Annotated in this window: 20 protein-coding genes; 12 read left to right on the top strand and 8 right to left on the bottom strand. The window is 70.6% G+C overall.

Going from position 1 to position 23,556, the window contains the following annotated elements; translation table 11 throughout:
* Positions 1–53 precede the first annotated feature (53 nt).
* The 7 genes from ALMP_RS06020 to ALMP_RS05990 all read right to left on the bottom strand — a co-directional run bounded on the left by ALMP_RS06020 (position 54) and on the right by ALMP_RS05990 (position 5,830).
* Positions 54–572 carry a hypothetical protein gene (locus ALMP_RS06020; protein ID WP_007494444.1) on the bottom strand — a complete coding sequence of 173 codons (519 nt, stop codon included), beginning with the start codon at positions 570–572 and terminating at the stop codon, positions 54–56.
* Between the two features lie 2 nt (positions 573–574).
* A complete protein-coding gene (locus tag ALMP_RS06015) occupies positions 575–1,282 on the bottom strand; it encodes a hypothetical protein (protein WP_264925169.1) in 708 nt (235 codons plus the stop codon).
* Positions 1,282–1,842 (bottom strand): hypothetical protein, encoded by a 561-nt coding sequence (locus tag ALMP_RS06010; protein WP_264925168.1) that lies wholly within the window; start codon positions 1,840–1,842, stop codon positions 1,282–1,284. Before ALMP_RS06010 ends, ALMP_RS06015 begins: the two co-directional genes overlap by 1 nt.
* 98 nt (positions 1,843–1,940) lie before the next feature.
* Positions 1,941–4,103: a hypothetical protein gene (locus ALMP_RS06005; RefSeq protein WP_264925167.1), complete on the bottom strand. Its 2,163-nt coding sequence runs from the start codon at positions 4,101–4,103 to the stop codon at positions 1,941–1,943.
* A gap of 327 nt (positions 4,104–4,430) precedes the next feature.
* Positions 4,431–4,619, bottom strand: a complete 189-nt coding sequence (locus ALMP_RS06000) for a hypothetical protein (RefSeq protein WP_264925166.1) — start codon at positions 4,617–4,619, stop codon at positions 4,431–4,433.
* A 147-nt stretch (positions 4,620–4,766) separates the two neighbouring features.
* Positions 4,767–5,183 (bottom strand): hypothetical protein, encoded by a 417-nt coding sequence (locus ALMP_RS05995; RefSeq protein WP_264925165.1) that lies wholly within the window; start codon positions 5,181–5,183, stop codon positions 4,767–4,769.
* Positions 5,180–5,830 (bottom strand): WhiB family transcriptional regulator, encoded by a 651-nt coding sequence (locus tag ALMP_RS05990; protein ID WP_264925164.1) that lies wholly within the window; start codon positions 5,828–5,830, stop codon positions 5,180–5,182. The genes ALMP_RS05995 and ALMP_RS05990 overlap by 4 nt, the downstream gene beginning before the upstream one ends.
* Before the next feature lie 204 nt (positions 5,831–6,034).
* Between ALMP_RS05990 and ALMP_RS05985 the strand changes: the two genes are divergently transcribed.
* The 11 genes from ALMP_RS05985 (at position 6,035) to ALMP_RS05935 (ending at position 21,151) form a co-directional block, all read left to right on the top strand.
* Positions 6,035–6,814, top strand: a complete 780-nt coding sequence (locus ALMP_RS05985) for a GntR family transcriptional regulator (protein ID WP_264925163.1) — start codon at positions 6,035–6,037, stop codon at positions 6,812–6,814.
* A 1,197-nt stretch (positions 6,815–8,011) separates the two neighbouring features.
* On the top strand, positions 8,012–9,607 hold the full coding sequence (locus ALMP_RS05980; RefSeq protein ID WP_264925162.1) for a hypothetical protein: 1,596 nt from the start codon (positions 8,012–8,014) through the stop codon (positions 9,605–9,607).
* A gap of 1,054 nt (positions 9,608–10,661) precedes the next feature.
* A complete protein-coding gene (locus tag ALMP_RS05975; RefSeq protein ID WP_264925161.1) occupies positions 10,662–11,597 on the top strand; it encodes a hypothetical protein in 936 nt (311 codons plus the stop codon).
* Between the two features lie 108 nt (positions 11,598–11,705).
* A complete protein-coding gene (locus tag ALMP_RS05970; protein ID WP_264925160.1) occupies positions 11,706–11,987 on the top strand; it encodes a hypothetical protein in 282 nt (93 codons plus the stop codon).
* Positions 11,984–13,093 carry a conjugal transfer protein gene (locus tag ALMP_RS05965; protein WP_264925159.1) on the top strand — a complete coding sequence of 370 codons (1,110 nt, stop codon included), beginning with the start codon at positions 11,984–11,986 and terminating at the stop codon, positions 13,091–13,093. Before ALMP_RS05970 ends, ALMP_RS05965 begins: the two co-directional genes overlap by 4 nt.
* Before the next feature lie 32 nt (positions 13,094–13,125).
* A complete protein-coding gene (locus ALMP_RS05960; protein ID WP_264925158.1) occupies positions 13,126–13,449 on the top strand; it encodes a hypothetical protein in 324 nt (107 codons plus the stop codon).
* A complete protein-coding gene (locus tag ALMP_RS05955; protein ID WP_264925157.1) occupies positions 13,446–14,057 on the top strand; it encodes a conjugal transfer protein in 612 nt (203 codons plus the stop codon). Before ALMP_RS05960 ends, ALMP_RS05955 begins: the two co-directional genes overlap by 4 nt.
* A 42-nt stretch (positions 14,058–14,099) precedes the next feature.
* Complete coding sequence (locus ALMP_RS05950; RefSeq protein WP_264925156.1) at positions 14,100–16,697, top strand: ATP-binding protein; 2,598 nt, start codon at positions 14,100–14,102, stop codon at positions 16,695–16,697.
* Complete coding sequence (locus ALMP_RS05945; protein ID WP_264925155.1) at positions 16,694–19,345, top strand: hypothetical protein; 2,652 nt, start codon at positions 16,694–16,696, stop codon at positions 19,343–19,345. The genes ALMP_RS05950 and ALMP_RS05945 overlap by 4 nt, the downstream gene beginning before the upstream one ends.
* 83 nt (positions 19,346–19,428) lie before the next feature.
* On the top strand, positions 19,429–20,088 hold the full coding sequence (locus ALMP_RS05940; RefSeq protein ID WP_264925154.1) for a hypothetical protein: 660 nt from the start codon (positions 19,429–19,431) through the stop codon (positions 20,086–20,088).
* A gap of 10 nt (positions 20,089–20,098) precedes the next feature.
* Positions 20,099–21,151 carry a bifunctional lytic transglycosylase/C40 family peptidase gene (locus ALMP_RS05935; RefSeq protein WP_264925153.1) on the top strand — a complete coding sequence of 351 codons (1,053 nt, stop codon included), beginning with the start codon at positions 20,099–20,101 and terminating at the stop codon, positions 21,149–21,151.
* Positions 21,152–21,261: 110 nt separating this feature from the next.
* On the opposite strand, the gene ALMP_RS05930 is transcribed toward ALMP_RS05935, so the two are convergent.
* A complete protein-coding gene (locus tag ALMP_RS05930) occupies positions 21,262–21,645 on the bottom strand; it encodes a recombinase family protein (protein ID WP_264925152.1) in 384 nt (127 codons plus the stop codon).
* On the opposite strand from ALMP_RS05930, the gene ALMP_RS05925 reads away from it, so the two are divergent.
* Complete coding sequence (locus ALMP_RS05925) at positions 21,625–23,103, top strand: competence protein CoiA family protein (RefSeq protein ID WP_264925151.1); 1,479 nt, start codon at positions 21,625–21,627, stop codon at positions 23,101–23,103. The two genes, ALMP_RS05930 and ALMP_RS05925, sit on opposite strands and share 21 nt — an antisense overlap.
* Positions 23,104–23,556 lie beyond the last annotated feature (453 nt).

The raw sequence follows: 23,556 nt of genomic DNA, 5'->3' as shown, positions 1-23,556 counted from the left end.
CTGGCGCGGGCGGCCGCCACGCACGGGTGGCGTGCGGGCGGCCGTCGGCGGCGTCAGCCTCCGAAGATCCACAGGCCGATGTTGTTGCCGGTCAGGGTGGTGGCGCTGACGATCACGCCCATGAAACCGAGAGAGGTGCCGTAGCAGATCGCCACGACCGCCCCGCCGGCCATCTCCTTCCAGTCGGCCGGCTTCCACTTGGCCGCGTACAGGACCACGAGGTAGTAGGTGATGCCGCACAGGCCGATCGCGGCTCCGCCCGCCGAGACCGGTGTGACGGCCGTGCGCGGCGCGTTGGTGTTCACCTTCGCGCCGGCGCCCTCTTCGGCGGCGGCCTGTCCCAGGTGGTTCATGGCGGCGCGCAGGGCTCCAGCTCCTTCGCCGAAGAGCCCGCGTGAGTTCACCGTCACCAGCAGGACGAAGAAGAAGACCAGCACGAACGTCTTCTTCTTTCGGAGGAGCTTCTTCTTGAATCCGGCGATGACGGCCGTCGTGGCCATCGCCCCGAAGAGGAGTGCACCGAAGCCGGCGTTGGCGGATTGATTGTCGAAGATGTCGATCGCAAGGTCCATGGTCAGGCTCCGGCAAGAAGGTGTACGACGGCGCGCCAGGTGACGATCACCAGGCCCGAGACCCCGGCCCAGATCACCGGGCGGGTGATGATCCAGCCGAGGCGGGAGCGCACAAAGCGCCAGGTCAGCCGCCCGGTGGTGGTGGCCACCGACAAAGTCGCGCGGCACAGCAGGCCAAGGGGGTGATTGATGCCCGCGCCGATGACGACGGCACCGGCGACACCCAGGACCGCGCCGGCGGAGACCAGGGGCGCCTCCAGGCCGTGCGCCGTGAAGGCATCGGCTGCCCACCGCGAGGCGGGGGCTCCGTGGAGGGGCACCAGGTTGACGACGGCCAGGCACAGGAGGTTGCGGCCCAGCTGCAGTCGGCCCCAGTCGACCTCGTTGCCGCTGGAGTCCGTGGCGTTGGTCCGCTCGATCACGGCAGCGAGCAGGTCGGTCCAGCCGAACCCGAATGCGGCGCCGACGGCCTTCTCCACACCGCGGCTGACCACCTCGGTGATGTCGAGTTCCGAGCCCGGGGCCGGGAAGGGGGCGTGCGACGGCAGCGCGGGCGGGGGCACCGACCCGGTGACCGCGCACTCGGTCAGAGTGGGATCGGCCCTGACGCAGGTGTCACGGATCGGGCAGCCGGTGCAGCTGGCCGCCGGAGTTGCCGCGCCTGTGTCGGCCTGCTTCTTGGAGAAGTTGGAGTGCGACGCGGACGGCATCAGCGGCTCCCGGTCTTGGTGCTGGCCGCCGCGGTGCGCCGCTCGGGCATGGGACGGCGAGAACGGGGCCGCGGACCCAGGCCGTCGACGACATACAGCACGGGCCTGCCCGATGCGAGGGCGTCCGGGCCGGCCAGGTCCGCGGTGACCTGTTCCGGTGCTCCGGACCTCGTCGCCGAGCTTTCGTCCGCAGTGGCGGGTGCGAAGCCCGGGGGCAGCGCGGGCAGGTCGCCGTGTGGCCCGCGCTCAGCGTTGAGCAGGGGGACCGCCTGGGTGGAGAGCACTGTGGCCGGGTCCAGCGGGCGTGCGGCGGCGAGGGGGAGGCTGGCGTAGGCCTCGTCCTCCCACTGCTGGCCCTTGCGGGCGGCTGTTCGCACCTGGCGTGCCCGCCGGGTGCGGCGTGCCGTGCGCTCGCGGCGCTCGGCGCGCTCGGAGGCCGACTCCCGGGTGCCGTAGCGGGCCCGGGCAAGGCGGTGGTCGTCTCCGCCGATAAGCCACCGCAGGCGGCCGGGCAGGCGCCAGCGGCCGATCCAGTGCCGGCGGGTGCGGGCGTGGGTCATGATGTGCGAACTCCCGTTTCGTGGAGGAGGGAGACCCGGCCGGGCCCTGGAAAGCGGGCCGGGTCTCCCGGTCTTGGTGCTCCGAGCCGGAGCAGTTGTCAGACGCCTGCGAGGTCCTGGCTCAGCCGGCCCTTGGCCTTGGCGTTGAGGTAGTTGGCGATCGCCAGGGCGCGCCCGTCGGCGATCGTTTCGCCGCTGGAGCGGACCTCGTCCGAGATGCTCCGCTTGCTCAGCGGCTGCTTTCGCGCGAGGAGGCGCTCCACCGCGGCGCGTTCCTTTTCCTCGAGCACCACCTCCTCCTCGTCTCGTTCCGCACCACTGGTGCGCTCCTGTCCGTTCCGGGTGCCGGGATCGTTCCGGTCCGTGCGCCGGTCCGCCCCATCCGGTGCGTGCTGCTTCCGCGCCGGCGTTGCCGCGCCCCGTTCCGCGGTGCGCTCGGGCACCTGTGCCCCTGGCGGCGGGTGTTCCGTTCCGATTCCGGGCGGGGCGGAACGCGGCAGTCCGGTGCGGGGCGGAACGCCGGGAAAGTCCTGCTCAGCCTCGGGGTGACCGAGTGGAACGAGGCCGTCGTTCCACTCCGTTCCGCGACCGTGCGCATGGGGCGTCACCCCTGCAGCCTGGAGCGTTCCGGCCCAGTGCGCCCAGGTTCCGGCGGGCGTTCCGCCCGGAACGCTCCAGACCGTGCGGAACGACGGAACGGCGCCCGGACCGGCTCCGGAACGAAGTCCGTCGGTCGGCACGCGGGGAATCACGATGCGGTGCAGGGCCGTGCCGGAACGGAGCGCGTTCCGGTCCGCCAGCTCGATGCCGGCGGCGTTCCAGGCGCGTTCCAGCGTGGACAGTGCGGCGTTGTCGATCGTCAGCGACCAGGCCGTCCAAGACCGCACCGGGAACCGGACCCAGCGGATCAGGCCGATCTTCGGCCGTGCCCGGGAGACCAGTCCCTGCTCCCGCAGGTACTGGCGGTGGACCAGGGAGGCATACAGCTCCCACAGCACCATGCCGACGACGCTCATGGTCGCAAAGGCGACGGACGCCTGCGTCGGCCGGCCGCCAGGCCCACAGTGATGGGCGTAGTTCATCGCGGCCGCGCCGGACGCGAACACCCACGTCATGATCCGGTAGATGGTGCCGGCGTCACCCTGCTGCCGCGCCTGGTGGTACATCCAGCCGGTGAACGCGGTCGTGAGCTCCCAGGCGGCGGCGAAGCCGAGGGCGAAGACGGTCCACCATCCGAACGCTTCCTTGGCGTAGTCGGTCTGGGACCACCAGGCCACGGCCATCGGGGCGAGGATCGGACCGGCGACGAGGCCCCGGCGGGCCTGGTTGCGAACCATCTCCCGTACCCACCGGCGCCCCTGGGAGAGGCGGTGGGCGAAGGTCGGACGTCCTGCGGCCTCTTTGTGCTCGCGCCGCGCCGTTGCCCGCTGAATGCGGCCCTGCTGACGCAGACGCTTCCGCTCCTGCCTGCGGGCGGCGCGCGAGCGCGCCCGCTCCCAGGCCTCCTGGGCGTGGCGGAGCAGTTGCTCGGCGGCTTCCTCCTTCTCCATCGCTGCGGCTTCCCGGGCGGCAGCCTTCTCGGCAACCGTGGCGGCTCGCTCCTCGGCTGATGCGACCGTCGCCGCTGCGGTGGTGCGCAGTTCTTCGACGTCGCGGGCGGCCCGTTCCCGTTCGGCCCTGGTGCCTGCGGCCGCCTGCCGACGGAGCTCTTCGGCCGCGGACGTCGCCTCGCTGCGGATACGTTCTGCCTCTGCCTCTGCGGCGCGCAGCCGGGCATCGGCTGCCTCGGCGTCGCGACGGGCCGCGCGGGTCCGTTGCTCGGCCAGGAGCCCGGCGTCGGTCAGCTCCTTGTCGGCGGCCAGTTGCGCTTCTTCGCGCAGTCGGCAGGCGTGGGCGGTGGCCTCCTCGATGGCGGCCCGCCCTTCTGCCTCAGCAGTTGCCAGGGTGTCGGCGGCCTGGCGGTCGGCTGCTTCCTTCGCCGCCTCCGCCTGGGCGGCAGCGTCGGCCTTGAGGCATGCCCCGGCCTCCCGGGCACGGTCCTGGAGCGCCTCGGCCCGGCGCTCTGCCTCCGCTCGGATGTGTGTGGCCTGCGCTTCGGCCGCCTCCAGGAGGACAGCGGCCTTCTCCTGGGCGCCGGCCTCGCAGTTCCTGGACTTCTCCTCCGCCAGGCCGACGATGTCGGCCGCGCGGTCCCGCGCATCGGCGAGTACGGCCAGGGCCTCGAGCGCGTCGGCGGCGATGGCCGGGGAGTCGGCTTCCACGGGGCGCGAATTCGGGGCCGGCGGCCGGGGACTGGGGGCTTGGCGGCGTCGACGACGGGACGACTTGCTCACCGTCGTGCTCCTTTGCGGTGGGACGCGTGCGCTGCAGCCGTGTCGCTGAACGCGGCGTCGGTGGGTGGTCGTGAGGGTGGCGCTGGCTCGCCGAGCTGACGGTGGTCTCCGGCTCCGTCGCGAAGCTGACCTTCCGTCCCGCGGGCTACTCCTCCGCGTCCTGCTCGTCCTCGGCCTCGTGGGGGCCGAACAGGGCACGGTCCAGTTCGGCCTCGTTGGCCAGGGGACCGTCCAGCGGCGGCGTGACCGCGGGGCTCACGGGGCGGCCTTCCGGCGGCCCAAGGAGTAGAGCCGGGCGCACGTTCCGTCGTTGTGGGCGTCGGCCTGGCTGGTGTACCCGTATCGGGCCAGCAGGCTGGCGGCGATCGTCAACTGGCAGACGGCCGGGCGGCGGAGTCGGCCGCTGTGGAGTCCGCGCTTGCTCGAGGTCGTGGTGAGGGCCATGGCTACTCGCAGAAGTGCTGGACCGGGTAGTACCCGCCGCACGAGACGCAGTAGTACAGCGGCTGCTGCTCGTACCCGATGACGAGGTGCAAGGCGATCGGCAGTCTCATGGTGGATGTCCTTGTCACTCGGCGGTCCGAGGTCGTGTCATCGCCGTCGGCAGGTGCCGTCCGGCGGCTCACCTCGGCCGTGCTGGATGACGTCGTGCCCTTGCGGGTCTCCGTCGGCCCGGTCGGCGGTGGTGGCGCTGTCGAGGTGTGCGCGTGCTGCCTCCGAGGCGCCGCGGGATACGGCGCCAGTGGTCGGCGAGGCCGGCGGCGGGGCCGGCTGCCTGACCCAGGCCCGGTAGGCGTCGGCTTCGACGCGGGCCTGGTGCCATAGGGCCAGGAGAATGCCGACCAGCGCGGTCGGCTGCGGGCCGGCGCCGTCCTGCACAACCACGGGCACGGGGATGACCGGTAGTGCGCACTTCGTGTGCAGGGCGTGCATCAGGCGGCGGTTGAGGATCCGGAGCTCGTCCTCGTCGGAGCCGTCGGGGGACGGTGCAGTGGTGTGGTCGGTCATGCGGCCCACCCCGTCGCGCGCCGGTGGTTCTTCCGCAGCTGCTCCAGTTTGGAGACTGCTGCGCTGAGCTCGGCGTGGTTCTTGTTGCGGTATTCGGGCTTGACGGACAGACCGATGTGAGATCGGGCCAGCCCCAGCACCTGGCGAGCCGCGTGCAGCCGCATGGTCCGCTGCTCGTACGGGGTACGGTCCCGGACCCGAGCCGCGGCCAGCCGTTCGGCTTCCATGCCGGCGAGGGCGAGCTGGTCCTCCTCGGTGATGCCGCCGCGCACCGCGAGGTCCTGGGGGGCTTCGGGGTAGCGCAGGGCGAGTTCGAGGCATGCCGCGGCGATCGGGCACCGCGCGCAGTACTTGGCGATGGTGTCCTCTCGGCGCGCGTGCCACTGCTCGTCCAGTTCCTCGTCGCGCCGGTAGAAGGCGTCGACATCGTTAGTGGTGCTGCAGCGGCCGAGCAGGAGCGCTTCGTCCAGCTGGCGCTCGCGCATCTGGCCGGCGACGGCGTGCCCGTCGGGACCCGTGAGGTAGCCACTTTCGGCGAGGGCGGCCGGCGTGAGGGTGCTGACGAGTTCGTGTGTGATGTCGTCGCTGGTGAGGGTGATTCGGCTGGTGGTGCCCGGCGTGGGGCGACCGGCTGTCATGCTGGTCATTGCGTCGTCTGTCTTTCGTGACGGGAAGGGGTCGGCGTGCATCACCACGGCCTTCGAGGGCTCCAACCCCCTCGGAGGCCGATTTGCGCGTGGCGCGCCACGAGATGCGGGACCATGCCCACATCTGGCTTACCTGGCTCATGCCAGATAAGCCAGATGCGATGATGTTGCCCCGCCTTCCGGATCAAGTCAAGGGAGACCGACATGACGATCGCGGCCCTGCAGCCCGCACCGGGGTGGCCGTACGGCAGGATGTCCCGCATGGCCACGCCCCCGACCAGCAGACACGACCTCGCCGAGCGCCTGCGCAAGGAGATCCGCGACGGCGCCCCCGCACGCACCGCCGGCACCGTCGTCTCGGGGCGCCAGCTCGCCAAGGAACTTGGGTGCGCGCGCAACACGCTGATCGGCGCGATGGAGCTCCTCGAGCAGGAGGGCCTGGTGCGGTCGATCCCCAAGGTCGGCTACATGGTGCTGTCCCCCGCGGCCGCCTTCGAGGCGCGCCTCGACAAGCTCGGTCACGTCCACCCCGTCCCCGGGCAGGCCGACGACCGGACCGACATGGTCACCACCGCCGTACGCAAGGCCTCCGTCGGCGTGGCAGCGGCCCTGGGCAGTCCACCGGAGTCCGCTGTCGTGCTGCGGCAGAGCGTCCTCAGCCGGGGCGGCGCCCCCTGGGCCATCCGGGAGCTGTACGTCCCGAAGGGCATCGCCGACCTCGCCCGCCGGCTTCTGGACGTCGATCCTGTCGACGAGGACCTGATCCTGAAGGAGGCCGGCCTGCCGGAGACCGGGCACTTGCACGCCATCTCGGCGCGGCCGGCATCCGACCAGGAGGCAGCCCTGCTCAAGTCGCGTGCGGTCACCGTGCTTACGGTCCGGCGCGTGAGCTACAGCGGTGAGCAGACCCGGAGTTGCGAGTTTCTGCTCATCCATGCCGATAGAGTCAGTTTGACCGATTCATCAGGGAAGCTGCCCAACTAAGGGGAATGGGCTGTGAAGTGATCCCTGATCAGCGCGACGCGCCGCATGTACCGGTCCGTCCACAGCCTGTGCACTTCCGGTGCGGTTGGGGATAGGGTGACCATCGATTGATCTATTGCTAGCCCTGACAACACGATGCCCCCAGACCTTGAGCAAGTCCGGGGGCGTATATCGGGTTCGAGAAACCGGATAAGGCGGTGTCTCGTGGTGGAGCGTACCCGCACCCACGCACAAATGCACAGTCAGCCCGGCTTCCGCGCTGCGTTCACGACGCCGTCGAGCCGGGGCTTTTTGCTGTGCGGACACCGCACGTCGCTCATCGCCCTCACCGAGGAGGGCGGCATGTCGTAGAACTCTCGGGCGGGCGCTCCCTAGCAAGGAGCGCTCCTCGCCCTTCCCCGCCGGTTCGGAGTTAGCAGCTCCTCTGCCGGCCGTCACCGCTCTTACGGAGTACCAGCTCCGTCGAGCGAAGAGCCAGGCCTCTCGGCCTGGATGATCACTGCCTCCCAGCAGCTAGCCCCGAGGGGCTGACCCCGAAGGGCCTTTGTCATCCCTGGAGTGCACCAGGGTGATCGGAGTACATCTTGCAGTACCGCCATGGCTTTTGTCAGCTCAGCAGGCGCCCGGGACCGCCGTTCTCGGCCATTCACCCCCCAATGGTCACCTCGGTGTCACATTTCGTGACAACCGTTTGGTCCGGTTCGGGGCATTCAGCGGCTTCTGCGCCGCCGTCGTCGACGAAGGGGCCGAGAGCAGGCTCCTCGCTCTGTCCAACAGTTTTCGCCGGCTGATCCGCTCTCTTGGCCAAGACGGCGAGGGGACGCGCCGCGCCTCCCTCCCACCTTCGCCAAGGCTGCCCGCGCTCTGCTGCACGGCACACGCCGCCCGTCAGCAGGTGCGCTTGCGGCACAGCACGCTGTACCGCGAGCGCGCCGGGGTTGACATCCCCTCTGATCGCAGCGGGGCGCATGGTCCCATCTGCAAGGTCGTCTCTGCACCCATCCCGCAGAGGCGGCGGCTCGAGCGCACCGTCGACGGATCGTCACTCCGGCGACCGTGCGCGGGAGAAGTGTGTCCAGTTCCCTGCCCCTCACCACCACGTCCGTTGCAGGCCCGGTGCCTCGACCGCGGCCCGCGGACTCGTCCTGCCTGTCCAGCAGCCAGACGCCCGTACGGCGTCAGCGTGTCAAGGTGCCGATGCGGTTGGTGGAGTCCCCGCACTACGCGGACGTGGCTCTGGCCGTCTACATGAAGATCAAGGCGCTCGGGCAGCGCCCGGAAGGCTGTACCGCAGGCACCACGGTGCTCGCGTCGTACCTCGGGCTGTCGCGGTCCTCCGTCGAACGCGGCATTGCCCAACTGCGCAGGCCCGGGCCAGACGGGGTGATCGAGCTCCCCGTCAACCAGCGACGGTCGCTGCCCGGCGGGTGCGGCACCACGGCGCAGCGCCGTGTACGACCGATACAGCGGGACGAACGGTTCATCTGGCTGCCGGTCGCCGCGTGCGAGGACCTGACCCCGCGGCAGTTGCGTGCGTACGCGGTGCTCTGCTTCGCCCAGATACAGCACATTCCTCTCACCGAAGGCGAGCTCGCCGGACATCTCTACCACCACTCCGGTGCGCGCGCGGGGACGACGCTGTCCGCGGCATCTGCGGGGAAAATCGTGGACGCTCTGGAGGATGCCGGCTGGGTGACCGTGCTGCGCAGGTCGGGCGTGCAGGGACGGCACCAGTTCATCGCCCATGACGTACCCCCGGCCCCGGGCAGCACCCAACCCTCCTCGCCTGTGGAGAGCACCTCACCGACTTCGCGACTTGATGAGGGATCGGGTCTGGAAGCTGGTGAGGGATCGCTCGCGACTAAGGAAGACCACAGGATTGACCGACCTGATGACGAGCGCCGCTCTGACTCACCCGCCGTAGGCGAAGTACAGGTAGACAAGGGCGCTCGGCCTGTGGATAACTCGGGCTCGAACCCTGCGCACGACCAGGTCCAGGACGGTTTCGCGCTCCGCGCGGAGCAGGAACTACCCCGCTCTCAGGCATCCCCAGCCGCCCGCAGCCACTACGACGGCCCACCGCTGACGCTGCACCCGCGCATTGTCGAGGTCCTCGAACCCGTGCAGGTGCTGTACGAGCGAGCGAACACGTTCATGCAGCGGCGGATCGCCCGCGAGGTCGGCCGCCAGCTCGATCACGGATGTGACTCCGACCGGCTTCGGCAGCGCTTGCGTACCCGCTTCGCCGGGGTGTTTCTGTCGGACATCAAGGACCCGGCCCGGTGGCTGATGGGGGTGGCTCTGCCGAGGTGGGGCTGCGGGCATCTGGCCTGCGAGAGCGGAGTGATGTGGCCGAGCGGGGAGCCCTGCGCGGCATGTGCGGACATCCGCGCCGCACGTCGACAGGAGCTCGAGCGGGAGCGCCGGATCGAGCTGGGGCAATGCCCCGACCACGGCCTGGGCGGGCCCGGCGTCACGTGTGCCGAATGCGTGCCACCGGCTTCGCGGCGCCCGGTGCTCGGCAACGCCGCCGCCCCGCCGGCGCCCGCGGACCTCTCCGTCTGCCGGGAGTGCGGCTGCCGGATCCGGCTGGTCGGTCCCGCACTCGCTGATCGGATGTGCAGGCTCTGCCGGGAAGCGAGCCGGTCGGCGCGGGCCGTCGCACAGCATCCCGGCCCGGCGCCGCGGTGCTCCGGCTGGCGCGGGGAAACGTGCGACCGGCCGGCCATTCCGACCCGCAGTGTGTGCGCGCGCCACCGGGCCAGGGAACTGCGCGCCGAGGCTGCCGGATGATGCGCGCGGCCGCGATCCCCCGAGCCTTGGCCGGCGCGCGGCAGGACGCGCGCGCCACCGAGGTGCGCGTCCCGCCGCGCGGTCCAGCGCACCGTGGTGCGCGCGCCTCAGGCGCACGGTCCTCCCTCCGGCACGCACCTGCTGACCGTCCCGGCGCGCGGCGCGCGCACTGCCGCACGTCTCCCGGAGCCGACGCGCACTCAGTCAGCCGCGCCGCGCGCCGGTACTTGAGGGTGCCGGCAGCACTCCAGAAGCCTTCGGCACCGCCGTTCACCCTCAGAGGCGCCGATGACCATGTGTCACCGCTGACAGGCGAAGCAGGTCCTGGGGACACGGCTCATATTCCGCGCATCACCCCCTTGGCCACCTCCTGCCGCTTTCCGCGGCACCCCCTTGTCCAGCTCGCGGAATCCCCCCTTCCGCCCCTTGTCCACCTCTGCAACCTCCGGCGTGACCCCCTTGTCCACGTCCGCTACCGCAGGCCGGCGGCCTTGGCCAGGTAGCGGCCGACCCGGGCGGACGGCAGTTCGTATCGTGAAGCCCGGCGCTGCTCTTCCCCGCCTCGCCAGTCACCCTGCGTCATATTCTCCGGCCTGAGGGCAGACGAAGCGGGCGCGGCGGGTCTGGGCGCCGCGCACTGGGTGCCGCACGGGCGTTTGCCCGGGACGCCAGACGGTGCGGCGCCCTGTCTCTCGCGCGCACGGGAACGGCGCGCATCGCGCACCGGCGGGGCGCGCGCACCCCGCGGGGAACCGCACGGGCGCGCCGATGCGGTGCGGCGTCGGACCGCACCGGCGCGCCCCCTTCCGCCCTCTCGGTGCGCACCGACGCGCACCGACGCGCACCGGTGCGCACCCCCTTGTCCAGGTGCGCGCACCGGCACGCGCACCTCGTGCGCACCCCTTGTCCAGGTGTGCAGCCCGCGTCGCCGCAGAGCGCGATTCGACGTGTTTCTCCTTGACAGTCCTCGCCGCCCCACGTGGTCAGACCGCGGACAAGGGGGGTCAAAAGATCGTCAGCGGCATCCCCACCGGATGACGAAGGACGGTCACGGATGTCGCACATCACCAACACCCTCAGCTCTCTGTCCGCCTCGGCTACTGACGAGGGCTCCAGCACCCTGCGGAGCCTGAACCGCGACTGGGCGGTCCTGTGCGAAAGCACCCGCGCCGGCGACGCCGTCGCGCACTGGTCGGACGAACACCTCCCGTTCGAGGGCGCTCGCACCCCGCAGGACGTGGTGGACCGGATCACCGGTCTCTTCCGTCGTGGTGCCTGGGAGCAGCACGACCAGGCGATGCTCTTCCTGTTGCAGCGGGTCCAGGAATCGGGGTCCGACCGCGACCTCGCCTGGTGCACCGCTGCGCGCGTGATGCTGCCCAAGGCCGTGTCGATGGCCAAGTCGCAGCAGCGTGACGGGATCCGATGGGACGACATCGTCTCGTCGATGTTCAGCGCGCTGTTCGAGGTCGTGGGCACCTACCCGCTCGAGCGACGGCCGCGGGGCGTCTTCGCGAACATCGCGATGGACACGCTCGTCCTGGCGCAGAAGACCCTGGCCGCCGACTACGACAACCGCTCGGTGCTGCAGGAGATAGGGGACACGCTGCTGCCGCTCGCCGGCGACCGGGCCGCAGCACTGCTGCCATCCGGCGGTCCCGACCCGGCGACGCAGGCGCAACTGGCCGACTGCCTGGTGCGCGCGGTCGAGCTGGAGATCGTCAGCCGCGACGAGCCGGAGCTCAGCTCCGACGACCCCCGCGCCGAACTGCTCTCCCTGGTGATGTGGGCGGTCGACATCCAGGCGCTGAAGATCTCCGACGCGCAGCGGATCGCGAGCTACTACCTCGATTCCGCCGCCACCCCCGAGCGCACCCCCCGTACCCGGCGGTCGATGGGCAGTGAAGGCGCGCGCCTGCGTCAGCGGGCCAGCCGTGCCGTCCGCCCGCTGCGCGAGGCGGCGCTTCAGACGCGGCGGTCGGCCGCCTGAAGTTTTCCGCCCTCCTCTGTCACACGGCGGGCCGAAACCACACCTCTACGGGTGATCCGCGTACGGCCCTCTTCCCCACTCTGACCACCGATTTCACGGGAGTACTCCATGGCTGCCGCCCCCTTCACCGGTCCCGCCCGCTCCGGTCCTCTGGCCGATGAGGACGAGACCCGCGTGGCCTCCGCTCGCATCACCGCGACCCGCCTGGGGACCGCGTTGGTGCGGGACCCCCTCGACCGGACGGTGCACGAGCAGATGCGCCAGTTCCTCGACAACGACTCGGAACCCGCCCTCCAGTCCTGGGAGTCGCTCAAGGCGCGCACCCCCGAGCAGCTGAAGTCCCGCATCGCCGAGCTCCTGACGGCCCAGGCCCAGCGGAGCGTGTCGTGAAGCGGGCACGGCGCAAAGCTCGTCGCGAGCAGCAGGACTGGCCCGAGGACTCGGTCGCCGAGACCAGCGAGCCGGCCCAGACCGAGCAGGACGACGTCGACGAGCAGCAGTCCATCGGGTGGAAGACCGGTACGGCCGGGCTCGCCGGTCTGACGCGGCTGGCCCGGGCAGGCGCCTGGGCGCTGATCGCCTCCGGCCCGCTGATCGGGGTCATGGCCCTGTTCGGCTCGTCGGCGCCTGCCCAGAGCGCGGCCAAGGCGACGCCCGCGGTCAAGTCGAGCGCCTCCACCGGCCCGGCCGGGTTCGCGCAGTTGTTCGTAGGCGCCTACCTGGAAGCGGGAGAGGGGACGGAGCAGAACCTGGCCCCGTACTACTCGGGCAGCGTGGCCCTCACCCACCCGGCCGGGACTCGAAGTGCCCTGCGGACCCAGGCGATGGACGCCCGCGAGGTCTCCCCCGGCTACTGGAGCGTCACCGTGGCGGTCAACGTCGCGGCGAAGTCCAAGAAGGGCGGCTACACGGACGCCGGCGTGCAGTACTTCCGGGTCGGCGTGCAGTCGACCGGCTCCGACGACACCAGCGCGTACACCGCGGTGTCCTTGCCGGCGCAGGTCGCGGCGCCGGCCGCGCTCAAGCCCGGTGACCTCGGATATCCCACCTCACGCGGGAGCGGGAGCTCCGACCCCGCGTCCGACACCGCGGCCTCGTTCCTGAAGGCGTACGTCGCCGGCCAGGGCGAGCTCGACCGCTACACGTCCCCCGGTGTCCACCTCTCCCCCGTGGTGCCGACCCCCTACACCTCGATCAAGCTCACCAGCGTCCAGGACAACTCCGAGGACAACGCCGGCACGAAGGTGCCCGGCGACGGCGTCCGCAGGCGCCTGCTGGTCTCCATCGACGCCACCGACGCGGACGGCAACACCTTCCCCCTCACCTACGCGCTCGGCCTGACCGCGCGCGCCGGGCGCTGGGAGGTCTCCTCCCTCGACGACGCACCGGCCACCGCCGCGACGAGCAAGCCGTCCAGCGCACCGAACTCGGCGGCGCCCTCCGCCCCTTCGGCTCCCTCCACGCCCGGCGGTTCCGCGCCGCCGTCCGGCAGCTGACCACGTCGCCACGACCGAAAGAGGAATCGTTCATGCACACGCTGACCGCTGACCCCAACACCGTCGTCCTCGCCGGCGACCTGCTCGACTGGGCCACCCTCAAGACCAACCAGATCGGCACGCTCATCAAGCTGGTCGTGGGTGTGATGGTGCTCGCCGCCGTCGCGATGGCGTACTGGAGGACCAAGTCCTGGGTGGCCACGCTCGTCGCGTTCCTCCTGGGCGCCCTCGTGATGTGGGGCATCGCCAACCTGCCGTCGCTGCAGACCAAGGTCGGCTCGGAGATCGAGGACACTGCCGGCGCCTCCGTGCAGGTGCCCGGTCCCGGGACCGGTGACGTCAGGGCGCTGCTGTGAGTGCGTCCGAGGAAGACCTCATCGGGCATTCCTACACCCGCGCCCGCAAGCACCCGCTCGTCATCGGCAAACTCCCGGGCGCCGGACGGATCCCGGGTGGCCCGTACACGATCACCCAGATCGTCACCATGGTCGTCGTCTTCGGCTCCCTGGCCCTGACGCAGGCACTGTGGGCCCACTTCGGTCTCGCGAACATCCTGATCATGATCGCGCTCCCGTGGGGGCTGGCCTGGGTGCTGCGCTACGCGAGGATCGACGGCCGGGACCCGGCGCGCGCGCTGCGGTCCCTGCTCATCTACGCCTCGGCGCCGGCGGGCGGGCGGCTCGCCGGCCGCCCGCAGCGGCAGTCCCGCCCCCATCTGACACGCACGACCTGCACCGTCCGCGTCACCAGCCGGCCCACCGACGAACCCGTTGCCGTCGCGCCGGCACGGGCCCCGCGCGCCGCGGGACCGACACGGCCTGCGCGTCGGACGACCGGCTCCGCGCCGATCGCCACGCCCACCGCGCCGGCCACCTCCGCGCGCACGGTGGCGCCGCGCACCGGCGGACGCAGCCAGCTGCAGAGCCTCCTCGCCTCGATCGAGGACCAGAACTCCCGTTCCTAGCGCCGCCGCCCCGCGCGCGCCCTGTTCACGAAGGACTTCCCCATGCGTCTCCCCGTCCGGCACATCAGCGGCCACCTCATCTGGACGACCAACGCCGCCACGTGGGGCGTGTGGAAGGTCGACAGCGAGAACTACACCCACGGCTCGAAAGCCACCAAGAGGGAGCGCCTCGACGCGCTCGAGGCGCTCTTCAAGGCGTTGCGCGGCGAGGCCCTGCTCCTGAGCCTGTGCCCGCAGGTCGACGCGGCCTCCGTCGTCAAGCGCATGACCGCCGGCGTCGACTGGGACAAGAGCCCGGAGTACGTCGACCTCTCCCTGAAGGTCCTCGACCAGCTCGACGGGCTCGAGCTCACGGGGCGTGTCGACTTCCTGGCGATACCCCTGCCGCACCTGGACCTCAAGCAAACCGCCAAGGCTGTTGCTTCCTCCGCCCAGGTCGAGCTCATGGCCGCGCTCGGCCTGCCGAGCCCGCCCATCTCCGCGGCCGAGGAAGCCAAGCGCCTGCTCCAGGCCAACCGCCTCGCCGCCTCGTGGCCGGCCGGCATCAAGCTCAAGGCCGCCACCGAGGCCGAGATCCTGTGGATCTACGGACACGCGGCACGGCGCGGCCTGGACGAGCCGCTGTTCCCCGAAGAGGGAACACCCCGCGGCCTGCGCGGCCGGGGGCACACCATCGCCGCCCACACCCAGGTCGTTCTCGACGAGGGCGGCCGCGGCGGCCAGCGCCGTAAGGGCCCCTCCAACCCCTTCGCCCGCCGGTACGCCAAGGTGACCACCGAACACGGCAGCAGCTACCAGGCTTTCAGCGTCCTGGCCGAGATGCCCGAGAGCTTCCGGTTCCCCGGCTCGGAATACCTGGCCGCCCTGGACGATTTCGGTTTCCCGGTCGACTGGGCGGTCCGCCTGAACATCGAGGCCGGCTCGAAGGCCGAGCCGAAGTCCCGCAGGCAGCAGCGCGAACTGGCCCACCAGCGCGGCGAGTACGACGGCGAGACCGCCGGCGTTCCCGCGAGTCTGGACAAGGCCGCCTTCGCTCTGGACGAGTACCGCGACCGGCTGACCTCCTCGGCCACCGAGGTCGAGATCCGCGCTTCCGTCGTCACCTGCGTGTGGGGCGCCACCCCGGAAGAGGCCAACGAACGCGCGGCCTCCCTGCAGCACCACTTCGGCGGCAACGACTACACCCTCACCCGACCCGTCGGCGACCAGGTGCCGCTCTTCCACGCGATGCTGCCCGGCACCAAGACGCCCCGGCCACTCCTCGACTTCACCCAGTACCTGCTGGCCAGGGACTTCGCCATGGCGATGCCGTTCAGCGGCGCCAACCTCGGCGACGACACCGGCTCCCTGTTCGGCCTGCAGCTGTCCGGCGGCGGCGTACGCCCTGTCCTCATCGACTTCAGCCACGGCCCGCGCGTCAACGCCAGCGCGAGCGCCGCGTTCGTGGGCGAGCTCGGCTCCGGCAAGAGTGTCGCCCTCAAGACCGCGATGTACTCGATCCTGTCCACCGGGCACCGAGTAGGCCAGGCCCGAAGCCGCGGCCGCGCCCTGGTGATCGACCGCACCCCGCAGCAGGAATGGAGCCGCTTCGCCCTGGCCTGCCCGGGCGAGACACAGATCATCCGCGTCGACGAGACTGCCGGCGTCTCCCTCGACCCGCTGCGGGTCTTCCGCGGCCCGCGCGCGGCCCGCTACTGCGAGTCCTTCCTCACCCCCCTGCTCGACATCGCCAGCATGTCGGTCGAAGGCGTCACGCTCGCCGAGGCCATCGAGACCACGCGCCTGGGCCCCAACCCGTCGATGACCTCGCTCATCACCAACCTCGGCCTGCGTGCCAAGACTCCGGACCCGGACGAGCCGAACGACATAGCCGTGCGCGCCGCGGCCTCCGAGCTCGTCCGCAAGATGCGGGCCCTGGCCAAGAAGGACTTGGGCCGCACGATCTTCGATCCGAAGCTGCCGGTCGTCAGGATCAGCAACGCCGACTCGATCGTGTTCGCCGTCGACCGCCTCGCCCTGCCGCGCAAGGAGGAACTCGACGAGCACCGCCTGCGCAGCCTGGAGGTGGAGACACGTTTCGGCTGGCGCCTGATGTACCTGATCACCGCGCTGTGCCGCGAGGTCGCCTTCTCCAACCCGGCCGAGTTCACCGGGGTGTTCCTTGACGAATGCTGGTGGCTCACCGCATCCGCCGAGGGCTCCAACCTCCTGCTCGAGATCATCGCCGACGGCCGCAAGCACAACGCCGGGGTTTACGCGGGCAGCCACGACCCGTACGACATCGGGCCGAAGAGCGAGATCGGCGACAAAATCCGCGCCCTGCTCAGCCACATCTTCGTCTTCCGCCACCGCAGCAAGACCCTCGCCGCCCGCTGCCTCGAGTTTATCGACCTCGACCCCGCCGACGACGAGATGATCAAGCTGATCACGGAGAACCTGAGCCCTCTCAACGTGTCCGACGCCGAGCGCAGCCTGCGCGCCGGCGAGGGCCTGTACCGCGACCTGCGCCGGCGCATCGGCGGCATCAAGGTGCTCATCCCGGCCGACGACGAAGCCGCCGACGCCATCCACACCACTCCGGGGCAGATGGATGAGGACGAGCCGGCCGTCGATGTGCCCATCGAAGGGGCACTGGCATGAAGTCCGCCTCCCGTGCCGCGCCGCGCGGCCGCGCCCTGCGGATCTGGCTGATAGCCGTGCCCCTGGCACTGCTGCTGGGCCTGTCCGCCGCGGTCGCGTTCGCGGACACGGTCCCCAATCCGCAGCCGGGACCGGCGCCCACCGCGCCGGACACCAAACCGACCCCGAAGCCGGACAAGCCCAAGCCCGAGCCCGGCAAGGACAAGCCGGATCCGTGCGACCAATTGCCCAAAGGCAGCGCCCAGTACAAGTACTGCAAGGGGGGCGACGACAGCGGCAACGACGACAAGCCGGAAGCCAAGCCGAAGCCCGAGCCGGAGGACTCCTACAACCCCATGGAGCCCCGGCCTGGCGTGACGCCGCCTGCGCCGCAGCCGGGCGATGAGAACCGGCCGGTCGAGGACTTGAGCAAGTCGCCCAAGGACGCCTCCGACGGGCTGCTGCAGCCGTTCAACGTCAAGGACAGGGACGGCGTCCCGATCAGCGCGTACAGCGTGGATTCGGACACGGGCGACTGGAACGACATTGACCTGAAGATCTGGAACCTGCTTGCGCAGTTCTTCATGGGCATCGCCAAATGGTTCATCGGCTTCTCGTGCTGGCTGATCGACTGGGCGCTCAACTTCGGCCTCGCCAAGATCCTCGTCAAGCCCGCCGACGACATCGCCACGAGCCTGCGTGACCAGGTCATCAACCGCCTCGGTCTGCCGGGACTCTTCCTGCTCTTCTCCGGCCTGTACGCGGCGTGGCACATCCTGTTCAAGAACCGCAGCCGCGGCTTCGCCGAGGCCGGCATGTCACTGGTCGTGGCCGCCGTGGCCACCACGGTGCTGCTTTCCCCTGCCCAGGTCCTGCTGGGTACGCACGACCAGCCGTCCCCCGGCGGCTCCACCATGCTGCTGAGCGACGAGGGGATGGTCGGCAAGGCCAAAGACCTGTCGCTCGAGGTGAGCGCAGTCGTGCTGTCACAGAACCCCGAAGGAGACGCCAAGCCGGAGAAGGTCTCCAAACCGATCACCGACGCCCTCGTCGACGCGTTCATCGTCAAGCCGACCCAGCTCATGCTCTACGGCAAGACGTTCAAGGATCCTGCCTGCTCGAAGGCCTTCGCCGAGGCCTCGCTGGTCAAATACAACTTCGAGCAGATGGGCATCGACTTCTTCGAGGCCAACCGAATCAACCCCACGGGTGAAGCCACCTACGCAGCCCAGCTCACCAACGCCGGCGAGCACTTCACCAAGGTCTGCAAGGTCGAGAAGGGGGATGCGAAGAAGGCGTCGGCCGACATGACCTTCTCGGCCGCGTTCGTCGCGCTCGCCGCGATCATCGTGTCCGTCCTCATGGTGCTGGTCACCGGTACCTTCCTGGTCTCGCAGGGCTGGTTGGCGTTCGAAGCGATGAAGGGGCACTGGGCCCTGGCCGCCGGCATCCTGCCGGGCGGCGGCCGCGGAGTGCTCTGGCGCTGGGTCTCCGCGATCGTCAAGGCGATCCTCGGCGTCATCCTCGCGATCTTGTTCCTCGCCATCTTCATCGTCGTGATCATCGCGCTAATCGACGCGGAGACCGGGGAGATCCTTGCGGTCAAGTTCATCTGCCTCGACCTGGCCGCGGTCGCCGGGCTGGTCGGCCAGAAGAAGATCAAGGAGACGGCGAAGCAGGTCAGCGTCAACCTCAACCGCCGTCTGGCCAACGCCCGGGTCGGCGGCAGCCGCCAGAGCGTCTTCAACCAGTTCGGCCGCTACGCCGAGACCGCTCCCGGCATCAAGCAACTGTTCGGCGAGGCACGCGGCGAGGCTCGCAAGGTCACCCAGCCGCTCTCCCGAGCCGGGCGCAGCGCCAAGCAGATGTGGATGGGACCGCCGCAGCGAGGAAAGCGCGGAGGCCGCCTGCGCTCTGCCGCCCGCCTGGCGGCCAACACCGCAGCGGCCGTGGGCACCGGCGGTGCCGCCACCGCCGCGAAGGTCGCAGCCCAAGGCGCCGCCAAGCAGGCACTGCGCCGCCGGCTCGCCGCGGCTGCCACGAACAAGCTGTCCCAGTCCCGCGGCGGACGCGCCACCCTCATGGCCAGCAAGGGCGCAGCCGCGAGCGCCCGCTTCGGCTGGAAGGCAACCAAGGTCGCCGCGCTCGCCACCGTGGGCGCCCCGGTCGGGATTCCCCGTGGAATCGCCGCCGCCAAGCGGGGCGGCACCGCCACCGCCGCGCGCGCCAACGCGGTCAAGGGGCAGCTGATCGCGGCGAAGAACCGGGCTGGTGCCCGGGTCACCGCGAAGGTCGACGGCGCCCGTGCCTTCGGCAACGAGTACCGCCGGAACGTGCAGACCGCCGCGCGGTTCGTCGGCCGTCATGCAGCCAACGCCCAGCTCGGGATGGCTCAGCCAATGGCAGGCGCGACCCGGCCGTCCAGCCCTCCCGGCACACGCGCGGCCGCCACGGCTCCCCCGGTCGCCGGCGCAGCCCCGGCACCTTCGGGATCCGGTTCCTCATCGACCGGTCCCGCGGTGGACCCGGCGTCCATCTCCACGCCCGTGCTGAATCTACCGCCCCTGCCCAGGAAGGGCGATGACCCGCCGGCACCGCCGCCGCCCACGGCCCCGCGCGCCATTCGCAGGGCCACGAGGCCTGCCGGTCCACCCCGGCGCCGCAGCTGATCGATCCACGCGGGGGTGAGCGCACCGCACTGACCCCCGCGCCCGAACTTCCCTCACCCTTCCTCGCCTACAGGAGGTGTCCAATGCCCGCATCCCGGCTCGCCAGGTCGAGCGCCTGGAAGATCTTCGTGCTCTTCGCCGCGGCCGCCCTCCTGGCGACCACCGGGATCCTGCTCCTGGTCGTCGACCCCGGCCGATCCACCCCAACTACCAAGCCGGACACTGCTACGGCTCCTCCAGGCTCCCCTTCCTCCACTCCGAGCACATCGTCATCCGAACCGACGCCGACGTCGCAGGACGCCGCGGCAACGGAACAGGAGCCGTCCGCCTCGGGATCGGTGCCGCCGAAGGCGGCCGACACGGCACGCCGGTTCGTCCTGGCGTGGGCCTCGCATGACGCACGCCCGGGACACGACGTCTCCTTCAGCGACGCCGGCCGACGCGCGGCCACATACGCCACCGAAGAGTTGGCCGCCCAACTGCGCGAGCCGGGCGACCGGTCCACGCGGCTGTGGCAGCAGTGGCTCGCAGACAAAACCCGCGTGACCTGCGTTGTCGATCGCGTCGCCACCCCCGACGGCGCACCCGCCGCGACATCGGAACGGGCCTACGTGCGGCTCCTCTACACCTGCACGACCCGCGCTGCGGGGCAGCCGACCACCCGCTCCCACGACCAACTCGCAGTCGAGATGCACCACGCGCCCGCAGGCGCATGGCGGGTCGCCGCGATCGTGAACGCCTGAGGAGACCGCGGTGAAGAAGATCCTCATGGGCCTCGGCATCGCCTGGCTGTGCGTCTGCGCCCTCCTCGTCGCCGCCGTGATGGCCGTCGTGACCAAGCTCGGCAGCGACAACACCGGCAATGACATCCAGAACGCCGGCTTCGGCGGCGGCATCTCCAAGAGCGCCGATGTCCCGGACTGGCTGCGGACCCTGATCGACAAAGCCATCAGCGAGTACGGATGCCCTGAAGTGACCCCGGCCCTCCTCGCCGCGCAGCTGTACCAGGAGAGCAGCTTCGACCCCAAGGCCGAGTCCTACAAGATCATCAAGAAGGAGGACGGTACAAAGGTCAAAGTCCCGCTTGCCCAGGGAATCGGACAGTTCATCCCCGGCACCTGGAAAACCCACGGCAAGGACGGTGACGGTGACGGCGACAAGGACGTCTGGGACCCGGTCGACGCTGTGCCGGCGGCCGTCGACTACGACTGCGACATCGCCGATGACGTCCGCAACGTCCCCGGCGACAAGTCGGACAACATGCTGGCCGCGTACAACGCCGGACCGTACGCGGTGAAGAAGTACCAGGGGATACCCCCGTATCCGGAGACCCAGAACTACGTCAAGACCATCCGTGCTCTCGCCGAGAAGTGGACCGACGCCATGCAGCAGAGCAGCCCTGTGCCTGCCGGCAGCGGACGCACCGGTCAGGTGGTAGCCGCGGCACAGACGGCCCTGGGCACCGACTACCAGTGGGGCGGCAACTGCCGCCGGCCCTTCAGCCTGCGGGAAAACAACGGATGCGACTGCTCAAGCCTCACGAAGATGGCCTGGGCCAGCGTCGGCGTGAACCTCCCCCGCACCACATACGAACAGGTCAAACGGGGCACGGAGATACGGTCAACCGCCGGCCTGCAGCCCGGTGATCTGCTCTTCAGCCGCGGCAGCGCCTCCCGTCCCGAGCATGTCGCCATGTTCATCGGCAACGGTCAGGTCATCGACGCGCCTAAGACAGGACTCAAGGTGCGGATCAAGCCGCTTTCGTACTGGAAGTCCCAGATCCTCGTCATGAAGAGGGTGGGCTGACGGCCTCTGTAGGTTCCGATTCAAGTTGTCGTTGTCCGAGCAATCTGTCGGCAACTTGTCGGTGTGGGGCCGCCGTTCGAGGCTCCTGCCTCCGAGCCCCAGCCTCGTCCTCACCTGGGCTCTCTATCTCTTCGGCACGTTACCCCTGGTCGGAGACCGACACACCGGTTTCCGACCGGCTGCCCGTCTTCCTGCGCCGCCACCGACCAGTGGTCGGACGATCCGCAGGGATCGCTCTCCCACCTACAGCCTCCGTGCTTGCCGTTGCAGGCCGCGGTGTCGAGCCCTTTGAGGGTGGGCCCGCGGAGGTTCTCCCGCTCGGCCTCCGCCATCGCAGCGGAGAAGACGAACAGCAGCCGCCCGCGCTCGGAGGAAGTGGTGATCGACTTCCGGCTGTCCGTCCGAATCCGGCGGCGCCGACTGTCAGTGGCCTCCGCGACACTCTGAGCTGATGGTCGTTTAGAGGGGGGCCGATGGCGTTCCGGGCCGTGCACGCCGAGTGGGGCACCGTGTTCTCGCACCTGCCGGACCTAGGGTGCGGGCAGGCGTGGCAGGCAGTGTGGAAGGCGCGCCCGCCCGCGCCGATCGCGTGCGTGGAGTGCCGGCACCAGATGTACGCGAAGACCTCGGAGCGAGGCCTGCGGTTCTTCGCCCATGCTCCGCACGCCCCGGACTGCGAGATCGCCCGCCAGGGCGAGTCCGAGGCCCACCATCTGCTCAAGCTCGAACTCGCCAGCGCCGCCCGCCAGGCTGGGGCGCACGCGGAGCTGGAGGTCCGTGCGCCGGACGGCTCGTGGCGGGCCGATGTACTGGCCAGCGACCCGGCCGGAACGTGGCGGATGGCGCTGGAGGCCCAGCTCTCTCCGATCACCGCCGCGGACATCACTCAGCGCACCGAGCGGATGGCCGCGCACGATGTGACGTGCTGCTGGTTCAGTGACCGGGCCCGCCCGTCCTGGCTCGGCACTGTTCCCTCAGTGCGGCTAGTCACCACGGCCGGCGGTGTCGCGGTCGTCGAGGGCCTGGTGAAGTTCGCTGGTTCCGGTTGGGAGGCGGCGCCGCAGGTGCCCGTCGCCGACTTTCTGCGCTGGGTTTTCACGTGCCAGATCGGCCCTCACCTCACGCGTGCGGGGCTGCGATATCCGCAGCGTCAGCTCGCCCAGGTCTGGACGGCGCCGCAGTACATCGCGGTCGAGGACGCCTACCTGTGGCGGGAGGAGGAACGGCAGCGCAAGGCGGATGAGCAGCGGGCGCGGTTCAAGGAGAAGGCCGCACATAGGCGGGCCGACATCGACCGGCAGAACGCCGTCTCCCGCCGGGTCGCGCTTCAGCGGGCCGCCGCGGCCGAGGCGGACGCCCGCCGGGTCAGCCTCGGGTCCGCTGGGGCACGGTTGCATGACCAACTGATGCGCCGGCCGGGCGTGGAGAAGGCGGTTCAGCACATGGCGCGTGAGCACCACCTCACCGTGACGGTCGGGATGAGCGCCGCCGAGTGGCGGTGGGGCGGCGGAACGCCGCTGATCGGCCCGGACGGCACGCCGGCCGCCGTACTGTCTCCGGTGTCCGGGCTCGTGCGAGGTGAGGCGCTGCGGCTGCTGGCGGGGATGCTGCTGCTGTTCGAGACCAAGGCCGAACAACAGCGGTTCGACCGAAACACCCGGCGGCGCCGTATGGTCCCGGTCGACGGCTGGCGGATGGAATACCTCCCGGCCGCGTCCGCGGACACAGGGGACACGGCCACGGTGCCCGCGTCCCGGGAAGCCGTGCAGCGCCCCCGGCGTACGGGCGGTCCGTGCTCCTGTGCGGAGCCCAAGCTCACCGCGATCATCCTGGGCCAGCCCCACCCGGCTGAGCCAGCCGAGCGCATGACCCCCGCCAGCGCCGTCTACAGCGCCTCGTGCCTCGCCTGCGGCGGCCCCTACGACAAGCCGTGGCGCCGCACCCGTTCCTGACCACCCCCGGCGCCCGGGCGTACGGTGGAGGCATGGCCGGGCAGGTGCGCCGGTGTGCGTACGTCTTCTGTTCCCAGCCGCTGCCGGTGCGTTCCCGCAGTGACAGGCGGTTCTGCTCCGCGCGGTGCAAGGCCGCCGCGCGGCGGTGGCGCCGCCACTTCGAGGAGGCCGTCGACATCGGCCTGTCGTACACCCTGGGCCGGGAGACCGAGCACGTCGTACGCTGCCCGTCATGCGGCCGGCGCTTCGCCCTCGGGCACGGCCACCGTCGTGACTCCCGCTACTGCGGGCCTGCGTGCAGGCAGGCCGCCTACCGCGCCCGCAAGGCCGAGAAGCGGGTACGCGAAGGCGTCACACCTTCTTCCGGAGTGACGCCTCCCGGTACCCGCTCCAGAGCCCTGAACAGCGAAAAGGCGGTGGTGATCGTGGGGGCGGCCGGGATTCCCGACACCG

The organism is Streptomyces sp. A012304 (assembly GCF_026008495.1).
Taxonomy (GTDB): domain Bacteria; phylum Actinomycetota; class Actinomycetes; order Streptomycetales; family Streptomycetaceae; genus Streptomyces.
This window is presented reverse-complemented; position numbering and strand designations above follow the sequence as displayed.